This window comes from Streptomyces venezuelae, from assembly GCF_008642295.1.
In the GTDB taxonomy this organism is placed as follows: Bacteria; Actinomycetota; Actinomycetes; order Streptomycetales; family Streptomycetaceae; genus Streptomyces; species Streptomyces venezuelae_C.
The window spans coordinates 1727278-1746969 of the sequence record NZ_CP029190.1 but is presented as its reverse complement, the minus strand read 5'-3'; the positions used below and the strand labels follow the sequence as shown (position 1 = coordinate 1746969).

Genomic DNA, 19692 nt, shown 5'->3' with positions numbered 1-19692 from the left:
GGACCGGATGTGGGCGGGGAAGGGGCGGGTGGCGAGCGGCTCGGGCAACTGCAGCGGCGGCTGGCCGAGTTCGCGGCGGCGCGTGGCTGGGAGCCGTACCACACGCCGAAGAACCTGGCGGTGGCGCTGAGCGTGGAGGCCGCCGAACTGGTGGAGATCTTCCAGTGGCTGACCCCGGAACAGTCGGCGCGGGTGATGGAGGAGCCGGACACCGCGCACCGGGTGGCCGATGAAGTGGCCGATGTCCTGGCGTACCTGCTGCAGTTCTGTGAGGTGCTCGGGGTGGATGTGCTGGATGCGCTCGCCGCGAAGATCGAGAGGAACGAGCTCCGCTTCCCGCGGCCCGGCACTCCGGGGCCGGATCGTCACTCTTCGGAGTGATGGAGATATCCACACCCTTGATTCTGTCCACATTTTCCGAATACCCCTGGCTTTACTGGCTCGTTGCCTTCACTCTGGGTAGTGATGAGTACGGGGTGTCGTGCGGACGGGGGACGGCATATGGATGCGGTGCGGCTGATCGCGGCCGGCCGGCATGCGCTGGCACAGAGCGGGGCGGCGATGGACATCGTCGGCGAGGCCTGGCAGGCCCAGGCACTGGCCCAGGGGATCGGCAGCTGGCTGTCTGTCACCGGGCCGCGAGAGCTGAGAGCGGAGGCACGAGGGCTGGGCGAGGCGGGGAGCAGAGGCTGCGGGGTGCTCGACCGGGCGCAGCTGCGCGGGGAGGACAGAGTGCCCGACCATCCGCCACGCGCGGCCCAGTTGACGGAGGTCTCGGATGTGCGGCAGGCCCTGCTGGGCTTGCAGGCGCTGCTGGGCGAGGTCGGCATAGCGCTGGTCGGGGTGGCCTGCGCCACCGATGACGATGCCCTGTACTGGCCGTGCATAGAGGCCATCGATGCGGCCGACGAGTCCAGCGACCGGGTCCGGGCGATCCTGCGCCGGCTGTCGGTCCGCGAGCGGGGCTCCGCCTCCGGGGTCGCGTAGCGGCGGCCGGGTCCCGCCGGGTCCCGCCGCGCGCCGCGGCGGCGGGACCGGGGCGGTCAGCCGGGGAACGGGAAGGGGGAGGGGCTCCCGTTCTCGGGAGTGCGCTCCGCGGAGGACTGGAGGTCGGCGTCGAGCTGGGAGAGGTCGGCGTTGAGGGCGGCCATCAGCTCTTCCATCTGCTGGAGGAGTCCCCCCGGTGCGCCGCTCTGCGCGGGTACCGGAGGCTCCTGTCCAATGTGCTCGGGCACGGACTCCTGGGACATGGCGGCGGCCTCCTCGGCCCGGGCCCTTCCGAGGCGGAAGGGTGCGGTGGACGCACCGGCGAAGAGAAGCCGCCGGCGCGCGGGCCGGGCGGTCCGGCTCCGTCCGAGCCAACGATCTCCGTCGGCGCCGGTCACTGGCATGGACGGGGCCGGGGCACGAGGTTGACGGAGATTCACCCGGCAGGGGTGGGAAAGGCAGGATGGGATGCATGGATCTTCGCATTTTCACCGAACCCCAGCAGGGCGCCGACTACGACACCCTGTTGACCGTGGCCCGGGCCACCGAGGACCTGGGCTTCGACGCCTTCTTCCGCTCGGACCACTATCTGAAGATGGGCTCCGCCGACGGTCTGCCGGGCCCCACCGACGCCTGGATCACCCTTGCGGGGCTGGCCCGCGAGACCAAGCGGATCCGGCTCGGCACCCTGATGACGGCCGGCACCTTCCGGCTGCCCGGCGTGCTGGCCATCCAGGTGGCGCAGGTGGACCGGATGTCCGGCGGCCGGATCGAGCTGGGGCTGGGCGCAGGCTGGTTCGAGCAGGAGCACAAGGCGTACGGGATCCCGTTCCCCGCGGAGCGGATCGCCCGGCTGGAGGAGCAGCTGGCCATCGTCACCGGCCTGTGGGCCACCGAGATCGGCAAGACCTTCGACTACGCCGGCGCCCACTACCGGATCGAGGACTCGCCGGCGCTGCCCAAGCCCGCGCAGGCCAAGGTGCCGGTCCTGATCGGAGGGCACGGGGCCAAGCGGACCCCGGCGCTGGCGGCGCGGTACGCGGACGAGTTCAACATGCCCTTCGCCTCCGTCGCCGACAGCGAGCGGCAGTTCGGCCGGGTCCGGGCCGCCGCGGAGCAGGCGGGCCGCCGCCCCGACGAGCTCGTGTACTCCAACGCGCTGGTCGTGTGCGTCGGCCGGAACGACGCCGAGGTGGCCCGCCGGGCCGCCGCCATCGGCCGGGAGGTCGAGGAGCTCAAGGCCAACGGACTGGCCGGGTCCCCCGCCGAGGTGGTGGAGAAGATCGGCACCTACGGGGCGATCGGATCCTCCCGGATCTACCTCCAGATGCTCGACCTCGACGATCTGGACCACCTGGAGCTGATCTCCTCCCAGATCCTGCCCCAGCTCGGCTGACCGCCCGATGAGCCGAGCATCCGGCCCGCTCGCCGCGGCCCTGGCCCGTCGTACCGTCCTGCTCGACGGTGGGCTCAGCAACCAGCTCGAAAACCAGGGCTGCGATCTGTCCGGCGGCCGGTGGACCGGCCGGGTGCTCGAGGAGGCTCCGGAGGAGGTGCTGGCGGCCCACACCGCCTATGTCCGCTCCGGGGCCGAGGTGCTGATCACCGCGAGCTACCAGGTCCCCGCCGAACCCGGGCTGCTGCACCGCAGCGTCGCCCTGGCCGCGCGGGCCGCCGGGGCCGCGGCCCACGAGGTGTGGGTGGCCGCCTCGGTCGGACCGTACGGGGCGCTGCTCGCGGACGGCTCCGAGTACCGCGGGCGGTACGGGCTGAGCCGGCCGGCGCTGGCCGCCTGGCACCGCCCCCGGATCGAGGCCCTGCTGGCCGCCGGCCCCGACGTCCTCGCGCTGGAGACCGTCCCGGACACCGACGAGGCCGAGGCCCTGCTGTCGGTCCTGGCCGGCACCGGGGCCCGGGCCTGGCTGTCGTACACGGTGGAGGGCGGCCGGACCCGGGCCGGCCAGCCCCTCGACGAGGCCTTCGCGCTGGCCGCCGAGGCTCCGGAGGTGATCGCGGCCGGGGTCAACTGCTGTGATCCCGCCGAGGTGCTCCCCGCGGTCGCGCGGGCCTCGGCCACCACCGGCAAGCCCGTGGTGGCCTACCCCAACGACGGCTCCGTCTGGGACGCCGGAGCCGGGCTCTGGCACCCGCCGGACACCCCGGCGCCCTGGCCCGTCGCCGCCTGGCAGGACGCCGGCGCCCGCCTGATCGGCGGCTGCTGCCGGGTCGGCCCCGCCCCTATCGCGGGCCTGGCCCGCAGCCTGCGGCCAGGCAGTCAGGGGGTGGGCTAAATCCAGTGTCCAGGCCGGGCTCGCCGACCCATACTGAAGCGCATGTTCCTGACGATCACCACGACCGGTACCGCCGAGAATCCCGCCACTGACCTGGGCTTTCTGCTGCACAAGCACCCGGGCAAGGCCCAGGGGTTCGCCACCTCCCACGGCACGGCCCACGTCCTCTACCCCGAGGCCACGGCCGAGCGCTGCACGGCCGCGCTGCTGCTGGAGATCGACCCCGTGGCGCTGGTCCGGCAAGGTCAGGGCAAGGGCCGCGGCGGAGCACCCGATGCCGCGCTGGCCCAGTACGTCAACGACCGGCCGTACGCCGCCTCCTCGCTGCTCGCCGTCGCGCTCGGCAGCGTCTTCCGCAGCGCCCTCAAGGGGCAGTGCACCGCCCGGCCCGAACTGCCCGAGCGCGCGCTGCCGCTGCGGGTGGAGATCCCGGTGCTGCCGGCCCGCGGCGGACCCGAGCTGGTGCAGCGGCTGTTCGGCCCGCTCGGCTGGGCCTCCGTAGCGGCCGACCCGGTCCGGCTGGACGAGCGGTTCCCGGAATGGGGGGACTCGCGGTACGTCCGCCTGGTCCTCGAAGGCGAGCTCAGGCTCGCCGACGTACTCCGGCAGCTCTATGTCCTGCTGCCGGTGCTGGACGACGCCAAGCACTACTGGGTGGCCCCCGACGAGATCGACAAGCTGCTGCGCGCCGGAGAGGGCTGGCTGGCCGGACACCCCGAGCACCAGCTCATCACCGCCCGCTACCTGGCCCGCCGCTGGAGCCTGACCAGGGAGGCCATGGCCCGGCTGGAACTGACCCGGCTCGCCGAGGCCGACGGCAGCGAGGTGGAGGAGATCGACAACGCGGTGGACGAGACGCAGGACACCGAAGAGCGGCCGGTGCCACTGGCCGTGCAGCGGCGCGAGGCCGTTCTCGCCGCCCTGCACACCGCGGGCGCACAGCGCGTACTGGACCTCGGCTGCGGGCAGGGGCAGCTGGTGCAGGCACTCCTGAAGGACACCGCGTTCACCGAGATCGTCGGCGTGGACGTGTCCATGCGGGCTCTGTCCATCGCCTCCCGGCGGCTCCGGCTGGACCGGTTGGGCGAGCGGCAGGCCGCCCGGGTGACCCTGCTCCAGGGTTCCCTCGCCTACACCGACAAGCGGCTGGCCGGCTATGACGCCGCCGTGCTCAGCGAGGTCATCGAGCACCTGGACCTCCCGCGGCTGCCCGCCCTGGAGTACGCGGTCTTCGGCGCGGCCCGCCCCCGCACGGTCCTCGTCACCACCCCCAACGTCGAATACAACGTCCGCTGGGAATCGCTGCCGGCCGGCCGGGTCCGGCACCACGACCACCGCTTCGAGTGGACCCGCGAGGAGTTCCGCGGCTGGGCGGCCACGGTGGCCGCCCGGTACGGGTACGAGGCCGAGTTCCGGCCCGTCGGTCCCGACGACCCGGAGGTCGGCCCGCCCACCCAGATGGCCGTCTTCACCCTGAACAGCCCCACCGAGACCGCCACCGAGACCGCCACCGAGACCGCCACCGAGACCCCGAAGGAGGGCCGGGCCGCATGAACACCGCCGAAACCGAGCACAGCACGGGGAAGCGCAGCCTGCCCGTCACCGACCTGTCCCTGGTCGTCCTGATCGGGGCCACCGGCTCGGGCAAGTCCACCTTCGCCCGCAGGCACTTCAAGCCGACCGAGATCCTCTCCTCCGACTACTGCCGGGGCCTGGTCGCCGACGACGAGAACGACCAGAGCGCCAGCAAGGACGCTTTCGACGTCCTCCACTACATCGCCGGCAAGCGGCTGGCCGCCGGCCGGCTCACCGTCGTCGACGCCACCAGCGTCCAGCAGGAGGCCCGCCGCCAACTGGTCCAGCTGGCCCGCGCCCACGACGTGCTGCCCATCGCGATCGTCCTCGACCTGCCCGAAGAGGTGTGCGCCGCGCGCAACGCGACCCGCCCCGACCGGGCCGGACTGCCCCGCCAGGTCATCCAGCGGCACCGCCGCGACCTGCGCCGCTCGCTGCGCGGCCTGGAGCGCGAGGGCTTCCGCAAGGTGCACGTACTGCGCAGCGTCGAGGAGGTCGACGCCGCCGAGGTCGTACGCGAAAAGCGCTTCAACGACCTCACCCACCTCACCGGCCCCTTCGACATCATCGGCGACATCCACGGCTGCTCCTCCGAGCTGGAGACCCTGCTCGCCAAGCTCGGATACCGCGACGGCGTCCACCCGGACGGCCGTACCGCCGTGTTCGTCGGCGACCTCGTCGACCGCGGCCCGGACAGCCCCGGCGTGCTGCGCCGCGTGATGGGCATGGTCAAGTCCGGCAACGCCCTGTGCGTGCCGGGGAACCACGAGAACAAGCTCGGCCGGTACCTCAAGGGCCGCAAGGTGCAGCAGACCCACGGCCTCGCCGAGACCGTCGAGCAGCTCGCCCGCGAGGACGAGGAGTTCGTCGCCGAGGTCCGCGCGTTCATCGACGGACTGGTCAGCCACTACCTCCTCGACGGCGGAAAGCTGGTGGTCGCCCACGCCGGTCTGCCGGAGAAGTACCACGGCCGCACCTCCGGCCGGGTCCGCTCGCACGCCCTCTACGGGGACACCACCGGCGAGACCGACGAGTTCGGCCTGCCGGTGCGCTACCCGTGGGCCGAGGACTACCGCGGCAAGGCGGTCGTGGTCTACGGGCACACCCCGGTCCCGGACACCTCGTGGATCAACAACACCATCTGCCTGGACACCGGAGCCGTCTTCGGCGGGAAGATGACCGCGCTGCGCTGGCCGGAGCGCGAACTGGTCGACGTACCGGCCGAGAAGGTCTGGTACGAGCCGGCCAGGCCACTGGCCGGCGAGGCGCCGGGCGGGCACGAGGGCCGTCCGCTGGACCTCGCCGATGTCCACGGGAAGCGGATCGTGGAGACCCGGCACCTGGGCAACGTCACCGTGCGCGAGGAGAACGCGGCGGCGGCCCTGGAGGTCATGAGCCGGTTCGCGGTCGACCCGCGGCTGGTCCCGTACCTGCCGCCGACCATGGCGCCGACCGCCACCTCGAAGGAGGAGGGCTACCTGGAGCACCCGGCCGAGGCCTTTGCGCAGTACCGCAAGGACGGCATCGGCCGGGTGGTGTGCGAGGAGAAGCACATGGGCTCCCGCGCCACCGTCCTGCTCTGCAAGGACGCCGGCACCGCGCTCCGGCGCTTCGGTGCCGAAGGCGTGGCCGGGTCCGTCTACACCCGGACCGGGCGGCCCTTCTTCGACGACCCGGCCGTCACCGAGGAGGTCCTCACCCGGCTGCGCGATGCGGTCGCCGGCGCCGGCCTGTGGGAGGAGCTCGGCACCGACTGGCTGCTGCTCGACGGGGAGCTGCTGCCGTGGTCGCTGAAGTCCACCGGTCTGCTGCGCCACCAGTACGCGGCGGTGGGCGCCGCCGCCGGCGCGGTGTTCCCCGAGGCCCTGGCCGCCCTCGAGGCAGCCGCCGCCCGCGGGGTCGACACCGGCGAGCTGCTGGCCCGTCAGCGCGGCCGGGCCGAGGACGCCGCCGCGTTCACCGACGCGTACCGGCGCTACTGCTGGACCACCGACGGCCTGGACGGGGTCCGGTTCGCGCCGTTCCAGCTGCTGGCGGCCGAGGGCCGGAGCCTGGCCGCGGTCCCGCACGACGAGCAGCTGGCCTGGCTGGACCGGCTGGTCGAGGCGGACGAGAAGAGCGGCACCGGGCTGCTGCGCCGCACCGGGAGGGTGCTGGTCGACACAGGCGACCCGGAATCGGTGCGGGCCGGCACCGAATGGTGGCTGGAGCTGACGGCGGCGGGCGGCGAGGGCATGGTGGTCAAGCCGCTCCAGGCCTGTGCGCGCGGGGCGGACGGACGGCTGGTCCAGCCGGGCGTGAAGGTCCGCGGACGCGAGTACCTGCGGATCATCTACGGCCCGGAGTACACCCGTCCGGAGAACCTGGAGCGGCTGCGGCAGCGCCACCTCGGGCACAAGCGGTCGCTGGCCCTGCGCGAGTACGCGCTGGGGCTGGAGGCCCTGGACCGGCTGGCGGCGGGGGAGCCGCTGTGGCGGATCCACGAGGCGGTGTTCGCGGTGCTGGCGCTGGAGTCGGAGCCGGTGGATCCGCGGCTCTAGTGCTGTGACCGGCTGCGGGGCGGTGACCACCGGCGCGCGGGATCGTTCTTCCAGGGCAGCGGTGTGTATGCCACGGATGTGCCACGGATGTGTCACGTACGGAAGGACGGAACGTCAGATATGAAGATGACCGCGCGCGGAAGCATTGCGGCGCTCATGACCTGTATGGCTGCGGCCGGAGCGGCGGCTCCGGCCGCAGCCGGCGGGGTCCCGGTGGGGGTGCCGCTGGATGCGGTCGAGGGCGCGCTGGGGGTGGACACCCCGCGCGTGGGCACCGGGGTGCCGCTGCCGGTGGTGGGCGCGATCGAGCCGCCCGTGCACCACCAGGGCGACATGCTGCCCACCCCGCTCCTGCCGGTGATCCCGATCGGCACCGAGCTGGGCGACACCCTGATCAGCTCCCCGGTGCCGAACCTGCTCGGCAGCAAGGAGACGGACGGCGAGGGCTCGCTCGACGCCCCCGCCACCACCCTGCAGGCGCGCAGCCCCGGTGCCGTCCTCGGATCTCCGCTGACCATGCCGGACGCCGCCAACTCCGGGCTGCCGAACGTGGTGGCCCCGAAGCTCGGCGTGATCGGTCCGGAGCTGACCGGCGCACCGAAGGCACTCCTCGGCCTGCGCTGAGGCAACAGGACGTCAAAACGCCGCCCGGTCTGCGAACGTGTACGGCATGGGATTCCATGTCGACTCCGAGACCGGGCGGCTGCGCCGCGTCATATTGCACCGGCCCGACCTGGAGCTGAAGCGGCTCACCCCGAGCAACAAGGACGCGTTGCTCTTCGACGACGTGCTGTGGGTCAGACGGGCCCGGCAGGAGCACGACGGATTCGCCGACGTACTGCGCGACCGGGGAGTGGAGGTCCACCTGTTCGGCGATCTGCTGGCCGAGGCGCTGGACGTCACCGAGGCCCGCCGGCTGGTGCTGGACCGGGTCTTCGACGAGAAGGAGTACGGGCCGCTCGCCACCGACCACCTGCGGGCCGTGTTCGACGAGTTGCCCTCCGCGGAACTGGCCGAGGCGCTGGTGGGCGGGATGACCAAGCGGGAGTTCCTGGAGCGGCACGCCGAGCCGGTGTCGGTCCGCTTCCACGCCCTGGACCTGGACGGCTTCCTGCTGGGCCCGCTGCCCAACCACCTGTTCACCCGGGACACCTCCGCCTGGATCTACGACGGGGTCTCCATCAACGCCATGCGCTGGCCGGCCCGGCAGCGGGAGACCGTGCACTTCGAGGCCATCTACAAGCACCATCCGCTGTTCACCGCCTCCGGGGCCTTCCACTACTGGTCCCAGGGCCAGGCGGACTACCCGTCCACCATCGAGGGCGGGGACGTCCTGGTCATCGGCAACGGCGCGGTGCTGATCGGGATGAGCGAGCGGACCACCCCGCAGGCGGTGGAGATGCTGGCCCGCGGACTGTTCGCGGCCGGCTCGGCGCGCACCATCGTGGCGCTGGACATGCCGAAGAGCCGGGCCTTCATGCACCTCGACACGGTGATGACGATGGTCGACGCGGACACCTTCACCCAGTACGCGGGGCTGGGCATGCTGCGCTCCTACACGATCGAGCCGGGCAGCGCGGACCGGGAGCTGAAGGTCACCGACCATCCGCCGGAGCACATGCACCGGGCCATCGCGGCGGCCCTCGGGCTGGATTCCATCCGGGTGCTGACGGCCACCCAGGACGTGCACTCGGCGGAGCGGGAGCAGTGGGACGACGGGTGCAATGTGCTCGCCGTGGAGCCGGGGGTGGTGATCGCGTACGAGCGGAACGTCACCACCAACACCCATCTGCGCAAGGAGGGGATCGAAGTGATCGAGATCCCGGGCAGCGAGCTGGGGAGGGGCCGGGGCGGGCCGCGCTGCATGAGCTGCCCGGTGGAACGCGATCCGGTCTGAGCCCGGCGCGGGCTGCTGTGGGGGCGCAGTGGGGGCCGCAGTGTGAGACTGCACACCAGTACTGAATACTGATGCAGGGGATCGTATAGACTTCCATCATCCCCTGTCCGTGTGATCCAGGAGCGCCCCCATGGCCATCGACCTCGCCGGCCGCAGTTTCCTCAAGGAGCTCGACTTCACCGCCGCCGAGTTCCGCGGTCTGATCGCGCTGGCCGCGGAACTCAAGGCGGCCAAGCGGGCGGGTGCCGAGGAGCGCCGGCTCCAGGGGCGCAACATCGCGCTGATCTTCGAGAAGACCTCCACGCGCACCCGCTGCGCGTTCGAGGTGGCCGCCGCCGACCAGGGCGCCCACACCACCTATCTGGACCCCTCCGGTTCCCAGATCGGGCACAAGGAGTCGGTCAGGGACACCGCCCGGGTGCTCGGCCGGATGTTCGATGCCATCCAGTACCGGGGTGACAGCCAGGAAGCCGTCGAGGCCCTCTCCGCCTCGGCGGGCGTCCCGGTCTACAACGGGCTGACCGACGACTGGCACCCCACCCAGATGCTGGCCGACGTGCTCACCATGACCGAGCACACGGCGAAGCCGCTGGAGCGGATCTCCTTCGCCTACCTCGGCGACGCCCGGTTCAACATGGGCAACTCCTACCTGGTGACCGGGGCGCTGCTCGGCATGGACGTACGGATCGTGGCGCCGAAGACCTACTGGCCGGCCGAGCAGGTGGTGGCCCGGGCCCGGGCCGTCGCCGAAACCTCGGGCGCCCGGATCACCCTCACCGAGAACGTGGCGGAGGGGGTCGCGCAGGCCGATTTCGTCGCCACCGACGTGTGGGTCTCCATGGGGGAGCCCAAGGAGGTCTGGGACGAGCGGATCAGGGCGCTGGCCGGCTACGCCGTCACCATGGACGTGCTGCGCGCCACCGGCAATCCCGAGGTGAAGTTCCTGCACTGCCTGCCGGCCTTCCACGACCTGGACACCAAGGTCGGGCGGGAGATCTACGACCGGCACGGGCTGGACTCCCTGGAGGTCACCGACGAGGTCTTCGAGTCGGCGCACTCGGTGGTCTTCGACGAGGCCGAGAACCGGCTGCACACCATCAAGGCCGTGCTGGTCGCCACCCTGGACCGCCCCCGCGCATAGTCATACGCCGCTCATGCGTCGCCGATACGCCGCCTATGCGCCGGGGCGCGCGGGCAGGGTGAACCACACCGCCTTGCCCCGCGCGGTCGGCCGGTGGCCGCAGGCGGAGCTGAGTGCGCGGATCAGCAGCAGGCCGCGGCCGTGCTCCTGCCAGGGGTCGGGGCAGCCGTCGCCCGGCTGCGCCACCAGATCGCCGGGCGGCCGGGGGTCGCCGTCGTGCACCTCGACCTGACACCCGTTCGGCAGCAGTTCCACCACCAGCTCGACGGGCCCGCCGGTGTGCTCCACCGCATTGGCGACCAGCTCCGCGGTGAGCAGTTCCGCAGTGCCGCTGTCGGCCGGCGCGTCGATGTCGGCGAGTGCGGTGCGCACCAGGGCGCGGGCCATCGGAACAGCCGCGGTGGTGTGCGGCAGAGCGATCCGCCAGGAGGCGTCGGGCAAGGCGGGACCGTCCGTTCCGTGGTCGGGGCCGGCGCGTGAAGAAGCCGTGGAGAAATCCTACTTTCAACGAAGCAGTGCGAGCGTCGCTGCGTAGACCCGTGTGTCGCGTTTCTGTGACGGCAGTCACCAAACAGTGTTACCGTCGGAGACGTGAGCCCCTTCACTGGTTCCGCAGCCGGCACCGAACGGTGGCGCCACCTCCGGGTCACCCGGCAGGACGGCGTGGCCACCGTCACCCTCGACCGCCCCGAAAAGCTGAACGCGCTTACCTTCGGCGCCTACGCCGACCTGCGCGATCTGCTCGCCGAACTCTCCCGCGAACGCTCCGTCCGGGCCCTGGTCCTCGGTGGCGAGGGCCGCGGCTTCTGCTCCGGCGGAGACGTGGACGAGATCATCGGTGCCACCCTCGCCATGGACACCGCCCAACTCCTCGACTTCAACCGGATGACCGGCCAGGTGGTCCGGGCCGTCCGCGAATGCCCCTTCCCCGTCATCGCAGCCGTCCACGGGGTGGCGGCCGGCGCCGGAGCCGTCCTGGCCCTCGCCGCCGACTTCCGCATCGCCGACCCCACCGCCCGGTTCGCCTTCCTCTTCACCCGGGTCGGCCTCTCCGGCGGCGACATGGGCGCCGCATACCTGCTGCCCCGCGTCGTGGGCCTCGGCCACGCCACCCGGCTGCTGATGCTCGGCGAACCCGTCCACGCCGCCGAGGCCGAGCGGATCGGGCTGCTCAGCGAGGTCACCGAGGAAGGCAAGGCCGCCACCCGCGCCGCCGAACTCGCCGCCCACCTTGCGGCCGGCCCGGCCCTCGCCTACGCGCAGACCAAGGCCCTGCTCACCGCCGAACTCGACATGCCCCTGGCCGCCTCGGTGGAACTCGATGCCGCCACCCAGGCCCTGCTGATGAACGGCCAGGACTACGCCGAGTTCCATGCGGCCTTCACCGCCAAACGGGCGCCCGCCTGGCGGGGACGGTAGCGCCGTGCACGGCGGCACCCTGCGGGTCGCGGTCGCCGGCGGCGGGCCCGGCGGCCTCTATGCGGCAGCCCTGCTGGCCCGCCAGGGCCACCGGGTGGACGTATGGGAGCGCAACGCCCCCGACGACACCTTCGGCTTCGGCGTGGTCCTCTCCGACGAGACCCTCGGCGGCATCGAAAGCGCCGACCCCGAGGTGTACCGGGCGCTGTGCGCCGAGTTCGTCCGCTGGGACGACATCGACATCGTGCACCGCGGCCGGCTCCTCACCTCCGGCGGCCACGGCTTCGCCGCCCTCGGCAGGCGCCGGCTGCTGGAGATCCTGCACCGGCGCTGCACCGGCCTCGGCGTCACCCTCCGGTTCCACACCGAGGCACCGGACGCCGCCGCGCTCGGCTCCTCGTACGACCTGGTGGTGGCCGCGGACGGAGTGCACAGCGGCCTCCGCACCGCCGGCGCAGAGCACTTCCGGCCCACCCTCACCACCGGCCGCTGCCGCTACATCTGGCTGTCCGCCGACTTCGCCGTCGAAGCCTTCCGGTTCGAGATCGCCGAGACCGAACACGGCGTCATGCAACTGCACGCCTACCCCTACGCCGCCGACGCCTCCACGGTGATCGTCGAGATGCGGGAGGAGGTGTGGCGGGCCGCCGGATTCGACCGGTGCGACGAGAGCGAATCGGCCGCCCGCTGCGCCAAGACCTTCGGCGAGGCGCTGCGCGGCCGGGGACTCACCGGCAACAAGTCCGCCTGGACCGCCTTCCGCACCGTGGTCAACGAACGCTGGTCGCACGGCAACACCGTCCTGCTGGGCGACGCCGCCCACACCGCCCACTTCTCCATCGGTTCCGGCACCAAACTCGCCGTGGAGGACGCGGCGGCCCTGGCCGCCGCCGTCGCCACGGCCGACGGCCTGCCCGCCGCCCTCGCCGCGTACGAGGAGGCCCGCCGCCCCGCGGTCGCCTCCACCCAGCGCGCGGCAGCCGCCAGCATGCGCTGGTTCGAGAACCTGGCCGGATACGTCGACCAGCCCGCCCGGCAGTTCGCCTTCAACCTGCTCACCCGCAGCCGCCGGGTCACCCACGACAACCTGAGGCTGCGCGACGCCCGCTTCACCCGCACCGTCGAACGGGACTTCGGCTGCCCGGACGAGGCCACCCCGCCCATGTTCACCCCGTACCGGCTGCGCGGGCTGACCCTGCGCAACCGGGTGGTGGTCTCCCCGATGGACCTGTACTCCGCCCGGGACGGACTGCCCGGGGACCTGCACCTGGTCCACCTCGGCGCGCGGGCGCTCGGCGGGGCCGGCCTGGTGATGACCGAGATGGTGTGCGTTTCCCCCGAAGGCCGGATCACCCCGGGCTGCGCCGGCCTGTACACCGACGAGCAGGCCGCCGCCTGGGGGCGGATCGCGGAGTTCGTGCACACCTCCGCACCCGGCACCGCCCTCGGAGTCCAGCTCGGCCACTCCGGCCGCAAGGGATCCACCCGGCTGATGTGGGAGGGCATCGACCAGCCCCTGCCGGACGGCAACTGGCCGGTGGCAGCCGCCTCCCCGCTGCCCTACCGGCCCGGGGTCAACCAGACGCCCCGCGCCCTGTCGCCGGCGGAACTCACCCGCATCCGCGAGGAGTTCACCGAAGCCGCGGTCCGGGCCGCCCGCTGCGGGTTCGACCTCCTCGAACTGCACTGCGCCCACGGCTACCTGCTGTCCGGATTCCTCTCCCCGCTCACCAACCGGCGGACCGACGCCTACGGGGGCACCCTGGAGAACCGCCTCCGCTTCCCGCTGGAGGTCTTCGACGCGGTCCGCGCGGTCTGGCCGCCCGAGCGGCCGATGACGGTCCGGATCTCGGCCACCGACTGGGCACCCGGCGGCACCACCGAGGAGGACGCGGTGGCCATCGCCGCCGCCTTCGCCGCCCACGGCGCCGACGCGATCGACGTCTCCACCGGCCAGGTGGTGGCGGAGGAGACCCCCGAGTACGGCCGCTCGTACCAGACCCCGTACGCCGACCGCATCCGCAACACCCTCGGCGTTCCGGTGATCGCGGTCGGGGCGATCTCCTCCTGGGACGACGTCAACTCCCTGCTGCTGGCGGGCCGCGCCGACCTCTGCGCCCTGGCCCGCCCCCATCTGTACGACCCGCACTGGACCCTGCACGCGGCGGCCGACCAGGACTACGAGGGCGCTGCCGCTCCCTGGCCGGCCCCCTACCGGGCCGGCAGCCGCAAGCCCCCGACGGGCAAGGGGTGAAGCTCAGCCGGCCGGGGTGAGAACGACCCGGTCCTCCACCGGCCGGTAGCCCAGCCGGAGGTAGATCCCGTTGCTGGTCGGATTGGCGAGGTCGGTGAAGAGCAGCACCTCGGCGGCGCCCGCCGCCCGGGCGGCGCGGCTCGCGGCGGCCGTGGCCCCGGCCGCATAGCCGCGGCCCCGGAGCTCGGGCGGGGTGTAGACCGGGAAGATCCGGGAGGTGCCCGCCAGCGGGCGGGAGAACCCGGCCATGGAGACGGGGCCGCCGCCGTCCTCCCACACCAGCAGCCCGCCGTAGGAGATCCGGTCCCGGACCGCGGCCTCGGGCGGCGGCCCGGGTTCGCCGAGCTCCGCCGCGAAGGCGGCGAACCAGTCCAGTGCGAGCGCCAGGTCCGCTTCGCCGGCCGGCCGGGACCGGCCCGCCGGCGCCGGGTCCGGTGGCGCCAGCCCCTCCAGGCGGTACAGCCGCAGCTCCTCCTCGACCCGGCTCGGCCGCCCCCAGCCCGCGGCCAGCACCGCCGCATCGGCCCGGCGGGCGTTGAACCCGCCGACCGGCCCCGGCAGGGCCCCGCCGGCCAGCGCGGCCACCGCCTCCGCCGGAACCGCCCCCAGCAGCACCGGATGCGGCGGGGTGCACAGCAGCGCCCCCGAGACCACCCCGTCCGTCCCGGTCCACCACCCGAAGAAGGGATCCTCGGCCCCGAAGGCATGCGGCCCGCGCCGCTCCAGGGCATCGGCCACGGTCAGCAGCATGGTGTGCACCACGGGCCGGGCGGCCACGGCGGGCCCGGCAGCGCTCAGATACGCGCCCAGGTCACGGGTGAAAGTCCAGGTCATGGTCCATGGTCGCGGACCCGGCCGCCCTGCCGCACCCGGGTTTTCCAAGGCACCGGAGCGCCGGGGTTTCAGCCGGTTTCAGAGGTCCGTGAACTTCGCCCCGGTGTCCCGCAGCCGGGTGTGCAGCTCCCCGAACACCGCCGCCGAACGGTCACCCGGCCAGTCCGACGGGAGCAGGGGGCGGGGGAGGCCGGGGTCCGCATAGGGGAGCCGGCGCCAGGTGTCCAGGGCCAGCAGGTAGTCGCGGTAGGCGGCTTCCGGTTCCGGGGCCGGGCCCGACTGGAGGGCCCGGAGCACCGGTTCGTGCAGGTCCAGGAACTCCTCGTGCTGCTTGGCCAGCGCGGTCAGGTCCCACCAGCGGGCCACCGCCTCCGCCGTCGGGGCGAAACCGAGGTGGGCGCCGCGGAACAGTTCCACGTACGAGGTGAGCTGGAGCCGGTCCAGGGTGTGCCGGGTCTCGTCCTCCAGACGGGCCGGGGCGATCCACAGACCCGGCGCGACCGTGCCGAAGCCGAGCCGGGCCAGCCGGGAGCGCAGCAGGTGCCGCTTGTGCCGTTCCTGTTCCGGCACCGAGAAGGTGGCCAGCAGCCAGGCCGGCTCCTGTCCGTCCTCCGGCGGCGGCTGGGCGTAGATCCGGCGGTCCCCGTCCTCCAGCAGCTCGCGGGCCTCGTCCGAGAGGGCGTATCCGGCCGAGCCGTCCGCCGCCCGGGCGGGGAACAGGAAGCCGCGCCGCTTGAGCCGGGACACCGAGGAGCGGACCGAGGGGGCGTCCACCCCGGCCGCGCCCAGCAGGCGGATCAGCGCGGACACGGGGACGGGCCCCTCGGCGGTCCTTCCGTAGGCTCCGTAGAAGGTGACGATCAGGGAACGCGGGGTGTGCTGCTCGGCCACGGGTTCACTCTAGATCGCGCAGCCGGAAGCGTTGCAGTTTGCCGGTGGCGGTCCGGGGCAGGGCGGGCAGGAAGACGAACGACCGCGGGCACTTGTGCGGGGCCAGTTCGGCCTTCATAAAGGCCCGCAGGGCGTCCTCCGAGACACCCGCCCCCTCCCGGGTCACCGTGTACGCCACCACGATCTGGCCCCGGGCCGGGTCCGGACGGCCCACCACGGCGGCCTCCACCACGTCCGGGTGGCGCAGCAGCGCCTCCTCGACCTCCGGTCCGGCGATGTTGTACCCGGACGAGACGATCATGTCGTCGGCGCGGGCCACATAGGTGAAGTAGCCGTCGGGGTCGCGGATGTAGGTGTCACCCGTGAGGTTCCAGCCGTCCCGGACGTATTCGCCCTGCCGGGGGTCGGCCAGGTACCGGCAGCCCACCGGGCCGCGCACCGCGAGCAGTCCCGGCTGGTTGTCCGCCACCGGCCGGCCCTCCCGGTCCACCACCCGGGCCTGCCAGCCCGGGACCGCCCGGCCGGTGGTACCGGGGCGGATGTCCTCGTCGGCGGCGGAGATGAAGATGTGCAGCAGCTCGGTGGCCCCGATGCCGTTGATGATCCGCAGACCGGTCCGGCCGTACCAGGCCTCCCAGGTCGCCGCCGGCAGGTTCTCGCCCGCCGAGACGCAGCGGCGCAGGGCCGACAGGTCGTGCCCGTCGAGTTCCCCGAGCATGGCCCGGTAGGCGGTGGGGGCGGTGAACAGGACGGTCACCCGGTGCTCGGCCAGGGCGGGCAGCAGCTGCTTGGGCCCGGCCTGCTCCAGCAGCAGCGCCGAGGCCCCGGCCCGCAGCGGGAAGACCACGAGTCCGCCCAGGCCGAAGGTGAAGCCGAGGGGCGGACTGCCCGCGAACACATCGTCGGGGCGGGGGCGCAGCACCTCGCGGGAGAAGGTGTCGGCGACGGCCAGCACGTCCCGGTGGAAGTGCATACAGCCCTTGGGGCGCCCGGTGGTCCCGGAGGTGAAGGCGATCAGCGCCACGTCGTCGGCGGAGGTGTCCACGGCCCGGAAGGGCCGGCCGTGGTGCCGGCCGGCCAGGTGCAGCAGGTCCTCGGGGCCGTCCCCGCCGTACGGGGTGATCCGCAGGCCGGGCACCGCGGCCCGGTCCAGGTCGGCCAGGGCGGAGGAGTGGCAGAGGGCGTGCGTGACATGGGCCATGGAGCTGACCGTGGCCAGTTCCTGGGCGCGCTGCCGGTCCAGCACGGTGACGGCCACCGCGCCCGCCTTCATCACCGCCAGCCAGCAGGCGGCCAGCCAGGGGCCGGTCGGCCCGCGCAGCAGGACCCGGTTGCCGGGCACCACCCCCAGGTCGGCGGTGAGCACATGGGCGATGCGGTCCACCCGCTCCAGGAGTTCGCCGTAGCTCCACACCTCCCCGTCGGCGGTGCGGAAGGCCGGGCGGTCGGCGCCGAACCGCGCGACCGTGCCGTCCAGCAGCTCGGACCCGCAGTTCAGCCGGTCCGGATAGGCCAGTCCGGGCAACTGGAACAGCAGTTCCGGCCATGCGTGGGCGGGTGGCAGATGGTCGCGCGCGAAAGTGTCGGTGTGGGCGGAAGGCATGAGTTCCAAGGCGGGATCGCCCCCTTGCAACGGTCCGGAAGTGGGGTGGAGCCGGCCGTGCGGTCGCGGAACGAGCGTATCGTGTTGGTTACGACAGTCAACTGAACGCGATAAAACAGGGGACCGGATGCCCGTATTCGCGCTTGAGACCGAACAAGAGGAATGGGCCGGGCGGCTGCGCGCCCTGGCGGTCGACCGGCTGCGGCCCCTCGCCGAGAAGGGCGAGCCGGGCCGCGTCAACCGGCCGCTGCTGGCGGCCCTGGGGGAACTCGGCCTGCTGGAACGGCTCTTCGGCTCCGGGGCGCTGGAGCTGTGCCTGATGCGCGAGTCGCTGGCCTACGGGTGCACCGAGGCGGAGACGGCCCTGGCCCTGCAGGGGCTGGGCGCGCACCCGGTACTGACCGCCGGGAGCGCGGCCCAGCGCGAGCGCTGGCTGCCGGGCGTACGGCAGGGCACGGTGGTGGCCGCGTTCGCACTGAGCGAGCCGGGGGCCGGCTCCGATGCCGCCGCACTGGCCCTGCGGGCGGAGCCGGACGGCGGGGGGTGGCTGCTGACCGGTGAGAAGCGGTGGATCTCCAACGCACCGGAGGCCGATTTCTACACCGTGTTCGCCCGGACGGGGGAGGCGGCGGGCGCCCGCGGGGTCACCGCCTTCCTGGTGCCGGCCGACCGCCCCGGTCTGACCGGTGAGCGGCTGGACATGCTCTCGCCGCATCCGATCGGTTCGCTGGTCTTCGACCGGGTGCCGGTCGGCCACGGGGACCTGCTGGGGGAGCCGGGCCGCGGGTTCGCGGTGGCCATGGAGACCCTCAACCTGTTCCGGCCGAGCGTGGGGGCCTTCGCGGTGGGCATGGCCCGGGCGGCCCTGGACGCCGCCCTCGCGCACACCGCCCGGCGGGAGGCCTTCGGCGGGGTGCTGGGCGACCTCCAGGCGGTGGCCCACCGGATCGCCGAGATGGCCACCCGCACCGAGGCGGCCCGGCTGCTGGTGTACGCGGCGGCCGGAGCGTACGACCGCGGCTCGCCGGAGGTCCCGAGGCGGGCGGCGATGGCGAAACTGCTGGCCACCGAGACCGCCCAGTACGTAGTGGACCACGCGGTCCAGCTGCACGGGGCGCATGCCCTGCAACGCGGCCATTTGCTCGAACATCTGTACAGGGAGGTGCGGGCGCCGCGCATCTACGAGGGGGCGAGCGAGGTGCAGCGCACGGTCATCGCCCGGGAGCTGTACCGGGCGGCAGGGGCTGCCGGAGCGGAGGCGGCGGGGGCGGCGGCGACGGAGGTGGCCCGGTGAGCCTGGAGCGCATCAATCCGGCCGAACTGTCCCCGCCCGCCGGTTTTTCGCACGCCGTGGTGGCGGCGGCCGGCTCGCGCCTGGTGATGCTGGCCGGGCAGACCGCGCTGGACGGGTCGGGCGCGGTGGTGGGGGCCACCCTGCCCGAGCAGTTCGAGCGGGCACTGGCCAACCTGCTTGGTGTACTGGCGGCGGCGGGTGGTACACCGGACCGGCTCGCCCGGGTCACGGTGTACGCGGCCGACGTCGCCGACTACCGCGCCCATGCCTCCGAACTGGGGCGGATCTGGCGGCGGTTGGCGGGTCGTGACTATCCCTCGATGGCGGTGGTCGGCGTGGTCCGGCTGTGGGATGAACAGGCGTTGGTGGAACTCGACGGAATCGCCGTACTCGACTGAGTGTTCGAGTTCTTTTGACAGCGGGCCGGGACGGAGGGACGGTGGAAAAGCCCCTTAGGCACACATCCGCCAACTATGTTCGGAGGTGCATGAACATGCGCCGTAGGATCGGTGCGGCAATCCTGGCAGGGGCCGCTGGGGTCACCCTTGGCCTCATGCCCATGACGGGCGCTTCCGCCGCCGCAGCCCCGCAGACCCTCCCGTTGGTGCAGACCGGCGACGACTGGTGCGACGGCCACCGCGGCTACGGCGATGGCTGCGGTGACCGCGACCATGGCCGCTGGTACAACGACCGGGCCGGGTACGGAGGCTACAACGCGTACTGGAACGGCGACGGTCACGACGACGACTGGGACGACGACGGCTACGGTGGCAACGGCCACTGGAAGGACTGGGGTCGCGGCGGTTACGGCGGCGGCGACCACGATGACGACTGGGGCGGTCATGGCGGCCACGGCGGCTATGACGACGACTGGGGCGGCCACGGCGGTTACGGCGGCCACGGCCACTAGCCACCACTAGCCATCCCTGACGGTCCGCCGGACCACTGGTCCATCGGTCCAGCCGG

General features: G+C 73.0%; 19 protein-coding genes. 14 read left to right on the top strand and 5 right to left on the bottom strand.

What is annotated here, in order from left to right; all coding sequences use genetic code 11:
- Positions 1–9: 9 nt before the first annotated feature.
- Entirely contained in the window at positions 10–381 is a 372-nt protein-coding gene (locus DEJ50_RS07550; protein WP_411757672.1) for a nucleotide pyrophosphohydrolase, read from the top strand.
- A gap of 120 nt (positions 382–501) precedes the next feature.
- Complete coding sequence (locus DEJ50_RS07545) at positions 502–987, top strand: DUF6099 family protein (RefSeq protein WP_150206809.1); 486 nt, start codon at positions 502–504, stop codon at positions 985–987.
- A gap of 56 nt (positions 988–1043) precedes the next feature.
- On the opposite strand, the gene DEJ50_RS07540 is transcribed toward DEJ50_RS07545, so the two are convergent.
- Complete coding sequence (locus DEJ50_RS07540) at positions 1044–1250, bottom strand: hypothetical protein (RefSeq protein ID WP_150206808.1); 207 nt, start codon at positions 1248–1250, stop codon at positions 1044–1046.
- Between the two features lie 209 nt (positions 1251–1459).
- Here DEJ50_RS07540 and DEJ50_RS07535 point away from each other — a divergent pair, with 209 nt between their 5' ends.
- From DEJ50_RS07535 to argF, 7 genes are all read left to right on the top strand, one after another.
- A complete protein-coding gene (locus DEJ50_RS07535) occupies positions 1460–2383 on the top strand; it encodes an LLM class F420-dependent oxidoreductase (RefSeq protein WP_150206807.1) in 924 nt (307 codons plus the stop codon).
- A gap of 7 nt (positions 2384–2390) precedes the next feature.
- Positions 2391–3278 carry a homocysteine S-methyltransferase gene (gene mmuM / locus DEJ50_RS07530; protein ID WP_150206806.1) on the top strand — a complete coding sequence of 296 codons (888 nt, stop codon included), beginning with the start codon at positions 2391–2393 and terminating at the stop codon, positions 3276–3278.
- Positions 3279–3320: 42 nt separating this feature from the next.
- Positions 3321–4832, top strand: coding sequence for a 3' terminal RNA ribose 2'-O-methyltransferase Hen1 (locus DEJ50_RS07525; RefSeq protein WP_150206805.1), 1512 nt, complete (start codon positions 3321–3323; stop codon positions 4830–4832).
- Positions 4829–7393: a polynucleotide kinase-phosphatase gene (locus DEJ50_RS07520; protein ID WP_150206804.1), complete on the top strand. Its 2565-nt coding sequence runs from the start codon at positions 4829–4831 to the stop codon at positions 7391–7393. Before DEJ50_RS07525 ends, DEJ50_RS07520 begins: the two co-directional genes overlap by 4 nt.
- 126 nt (positions 7394–7519) lie before the next feature.
- Positions 7520–8017 carry a hypothetical protein gene (locus DEJ50_RS07515; protein ID WP_223837655.1) on the top strand — a complete coding sequence of 166 codons (498 nt, stop codon included), beginning with the start codon at positions 7520–7522 and terminating at the stop codon, positions 8015–8017.
- Positions 8018–8063: 46 nt separating this feature from the next.
- Positions 8064–9290, top strand: coding sequence for an arginine deiminase (locus tag DEJ50_RS07510; protein WP_150206802.1), 1227 nt, complete (start codon positions 8064–8066; stop codon positions 9288–9290).
- 130 nt (positions 9291–9420) lie between these two features.
- Positions 9421–10431 (top strand): ornithine carbamoyltransferase, encoded by a 1011-nt coding sequence (gene argF / locus DEJ50_RS07505; RefSeq protein ID WP_150206801.1) that lies wholly within the window; start codon positions 9421–9423, stop codon positions 10429–10431.
- Positions 10432–10464: 33 nt separating this feature from the next.
- Here the strand turns inward: argF and DEJ50_RS07500 are convergent, their stop codons facing one another.
- Positions 10465–10872: an ATP-binding protein gene (locus DEJ50_RS07500; protein WP_317852527.1), complete on the bottom strand. Its 408-nt coding sequence runs from the start codon at positions 10870–10872 to the stop codon at positions 10465–10467.
- A 150-nt stretch (positions 10873–11022) separates the two neighbouring features.
- Here DEJ50_RS07500 and DEJ50_RS07495 point away from each other — a divergent pair, with 150 nt between their 5' ends.
- Complete coding sequence (locus tag DEJ50_RS07495) at positions 11023–11850, top strand: enoyl-CoA hydratase family protein (protein WP_150206800.1); 828 nt, start codon at positions 11023–11025, stop codon at positions 11848–11850.
- Positions 11804–14104 carry a bifunctional salicylyl-CoA 5-hydroxylase/oxidoreductase gene (locus DEJ50_RS07490; RefSeq protein ID WP_150206799.1) on the top strand — a complete coding sequence of 767 codons (2301 nt, stop codon included), beginning with the start codon at positions 11804–11806 and terminating at the stop codon, positions 14102–14104. The genes DEJ50_RS07495 and DEJ50_RS07490 overlap by 47 nt, the downstream gene beginning before the upstream one ends.
- Before the next feature lie 3 nt (positions 14105–14107).
- Here the strand turns inward: DEJ50_RS07490 and DEJ50_RS07485 are convergent, their stop codons facing one another.
- The 3 genes from DEJ50_RS07485 to DEJ50_RS07475 all read right to left on the bottom strand — a co-directional run bounded on the left by DEJ50_RS07485 (position 14108) and on the right by DEJ50_RS07475 (position 17432).
- Positions 14108–14938 (bottom strand): GNAT family N-acetyltransferase, encoded by an 831-nt coding sequence (locus DEJ50_RS07485; RefSeq protein ID WP_150206798.1) that lies wholly within the window; start codon positions 14936–14938, stop codon positions 14108–14110.
- 78 nt (positions 14939–15016) lie between these two features.
- Positions 15017–15829, bottom strand: coding sequence for a PaaX family transcriptional regulator C-terminal domain-containing protein (locus DEJ50_RS07480; RefSeq protein ID WP_150206797.1), 813 nt, complete (start codon positions 15827–15829; stop codon positions 15017–15019).
- Between the two features lie 4 nt (positions 15830–15833).
- Positions 15834–17432, bottom strand: a complete 1599-nt coding sequence (locus DEJ50_RS07475) for an AMP-binding protein (RefSeq protein WP_150206796.1) — start codon at positions 17430–17432, stop codon at positions 15834–15836.
- Positions 17433–17559: 127 nt separating this feature from the next.
- On the opposite strand from DEJ50_RS07475, the gene DEJ50_RS07470 reads away from it, so the two are divergent.
- The 3 genes from DEJ50_RS07470 (at position 17560) to DEJ50_RS07460 (ending at position 19636) form a co-directional block, all read left to right on the top strand.
- Positions 17560–18726, top strand: a complete 1167-nt coding sequence (locus tag DEJ50_RS07470) for an acyl-CoA dehydrogenase family protein (protein ID WP_150206795.1) — start codon at positions 17560–17562, stop codon at positions 18724–18726.
- A complete protein-coding gene (locus tag DEJ50_RS07465) occupies positions 18723–19124 on the top strand; it encodes a RidA family protein (protein ID WP_150206794.1) in 402 nt (133 codons plus the stop codon). The genes DEJ50_RS07470 and DEJ50_RS07465 overlap by 4 nt, the downstream gene beginning before the upstream one ends.
- A gap of 155 nt (positions 19125–19279) precedes the next feature.
- A complete protein-coding gene (locus DEJ50_RS07460) occupies positions 19280–19636 on the top strand; it encodes a hypothetical protein (RefSeq protein ID WP_150206793.1) in 357 nt (118 codons plus the stop codon).
- Positions 19637–19692: the final 56 nt, after the last annotated feature.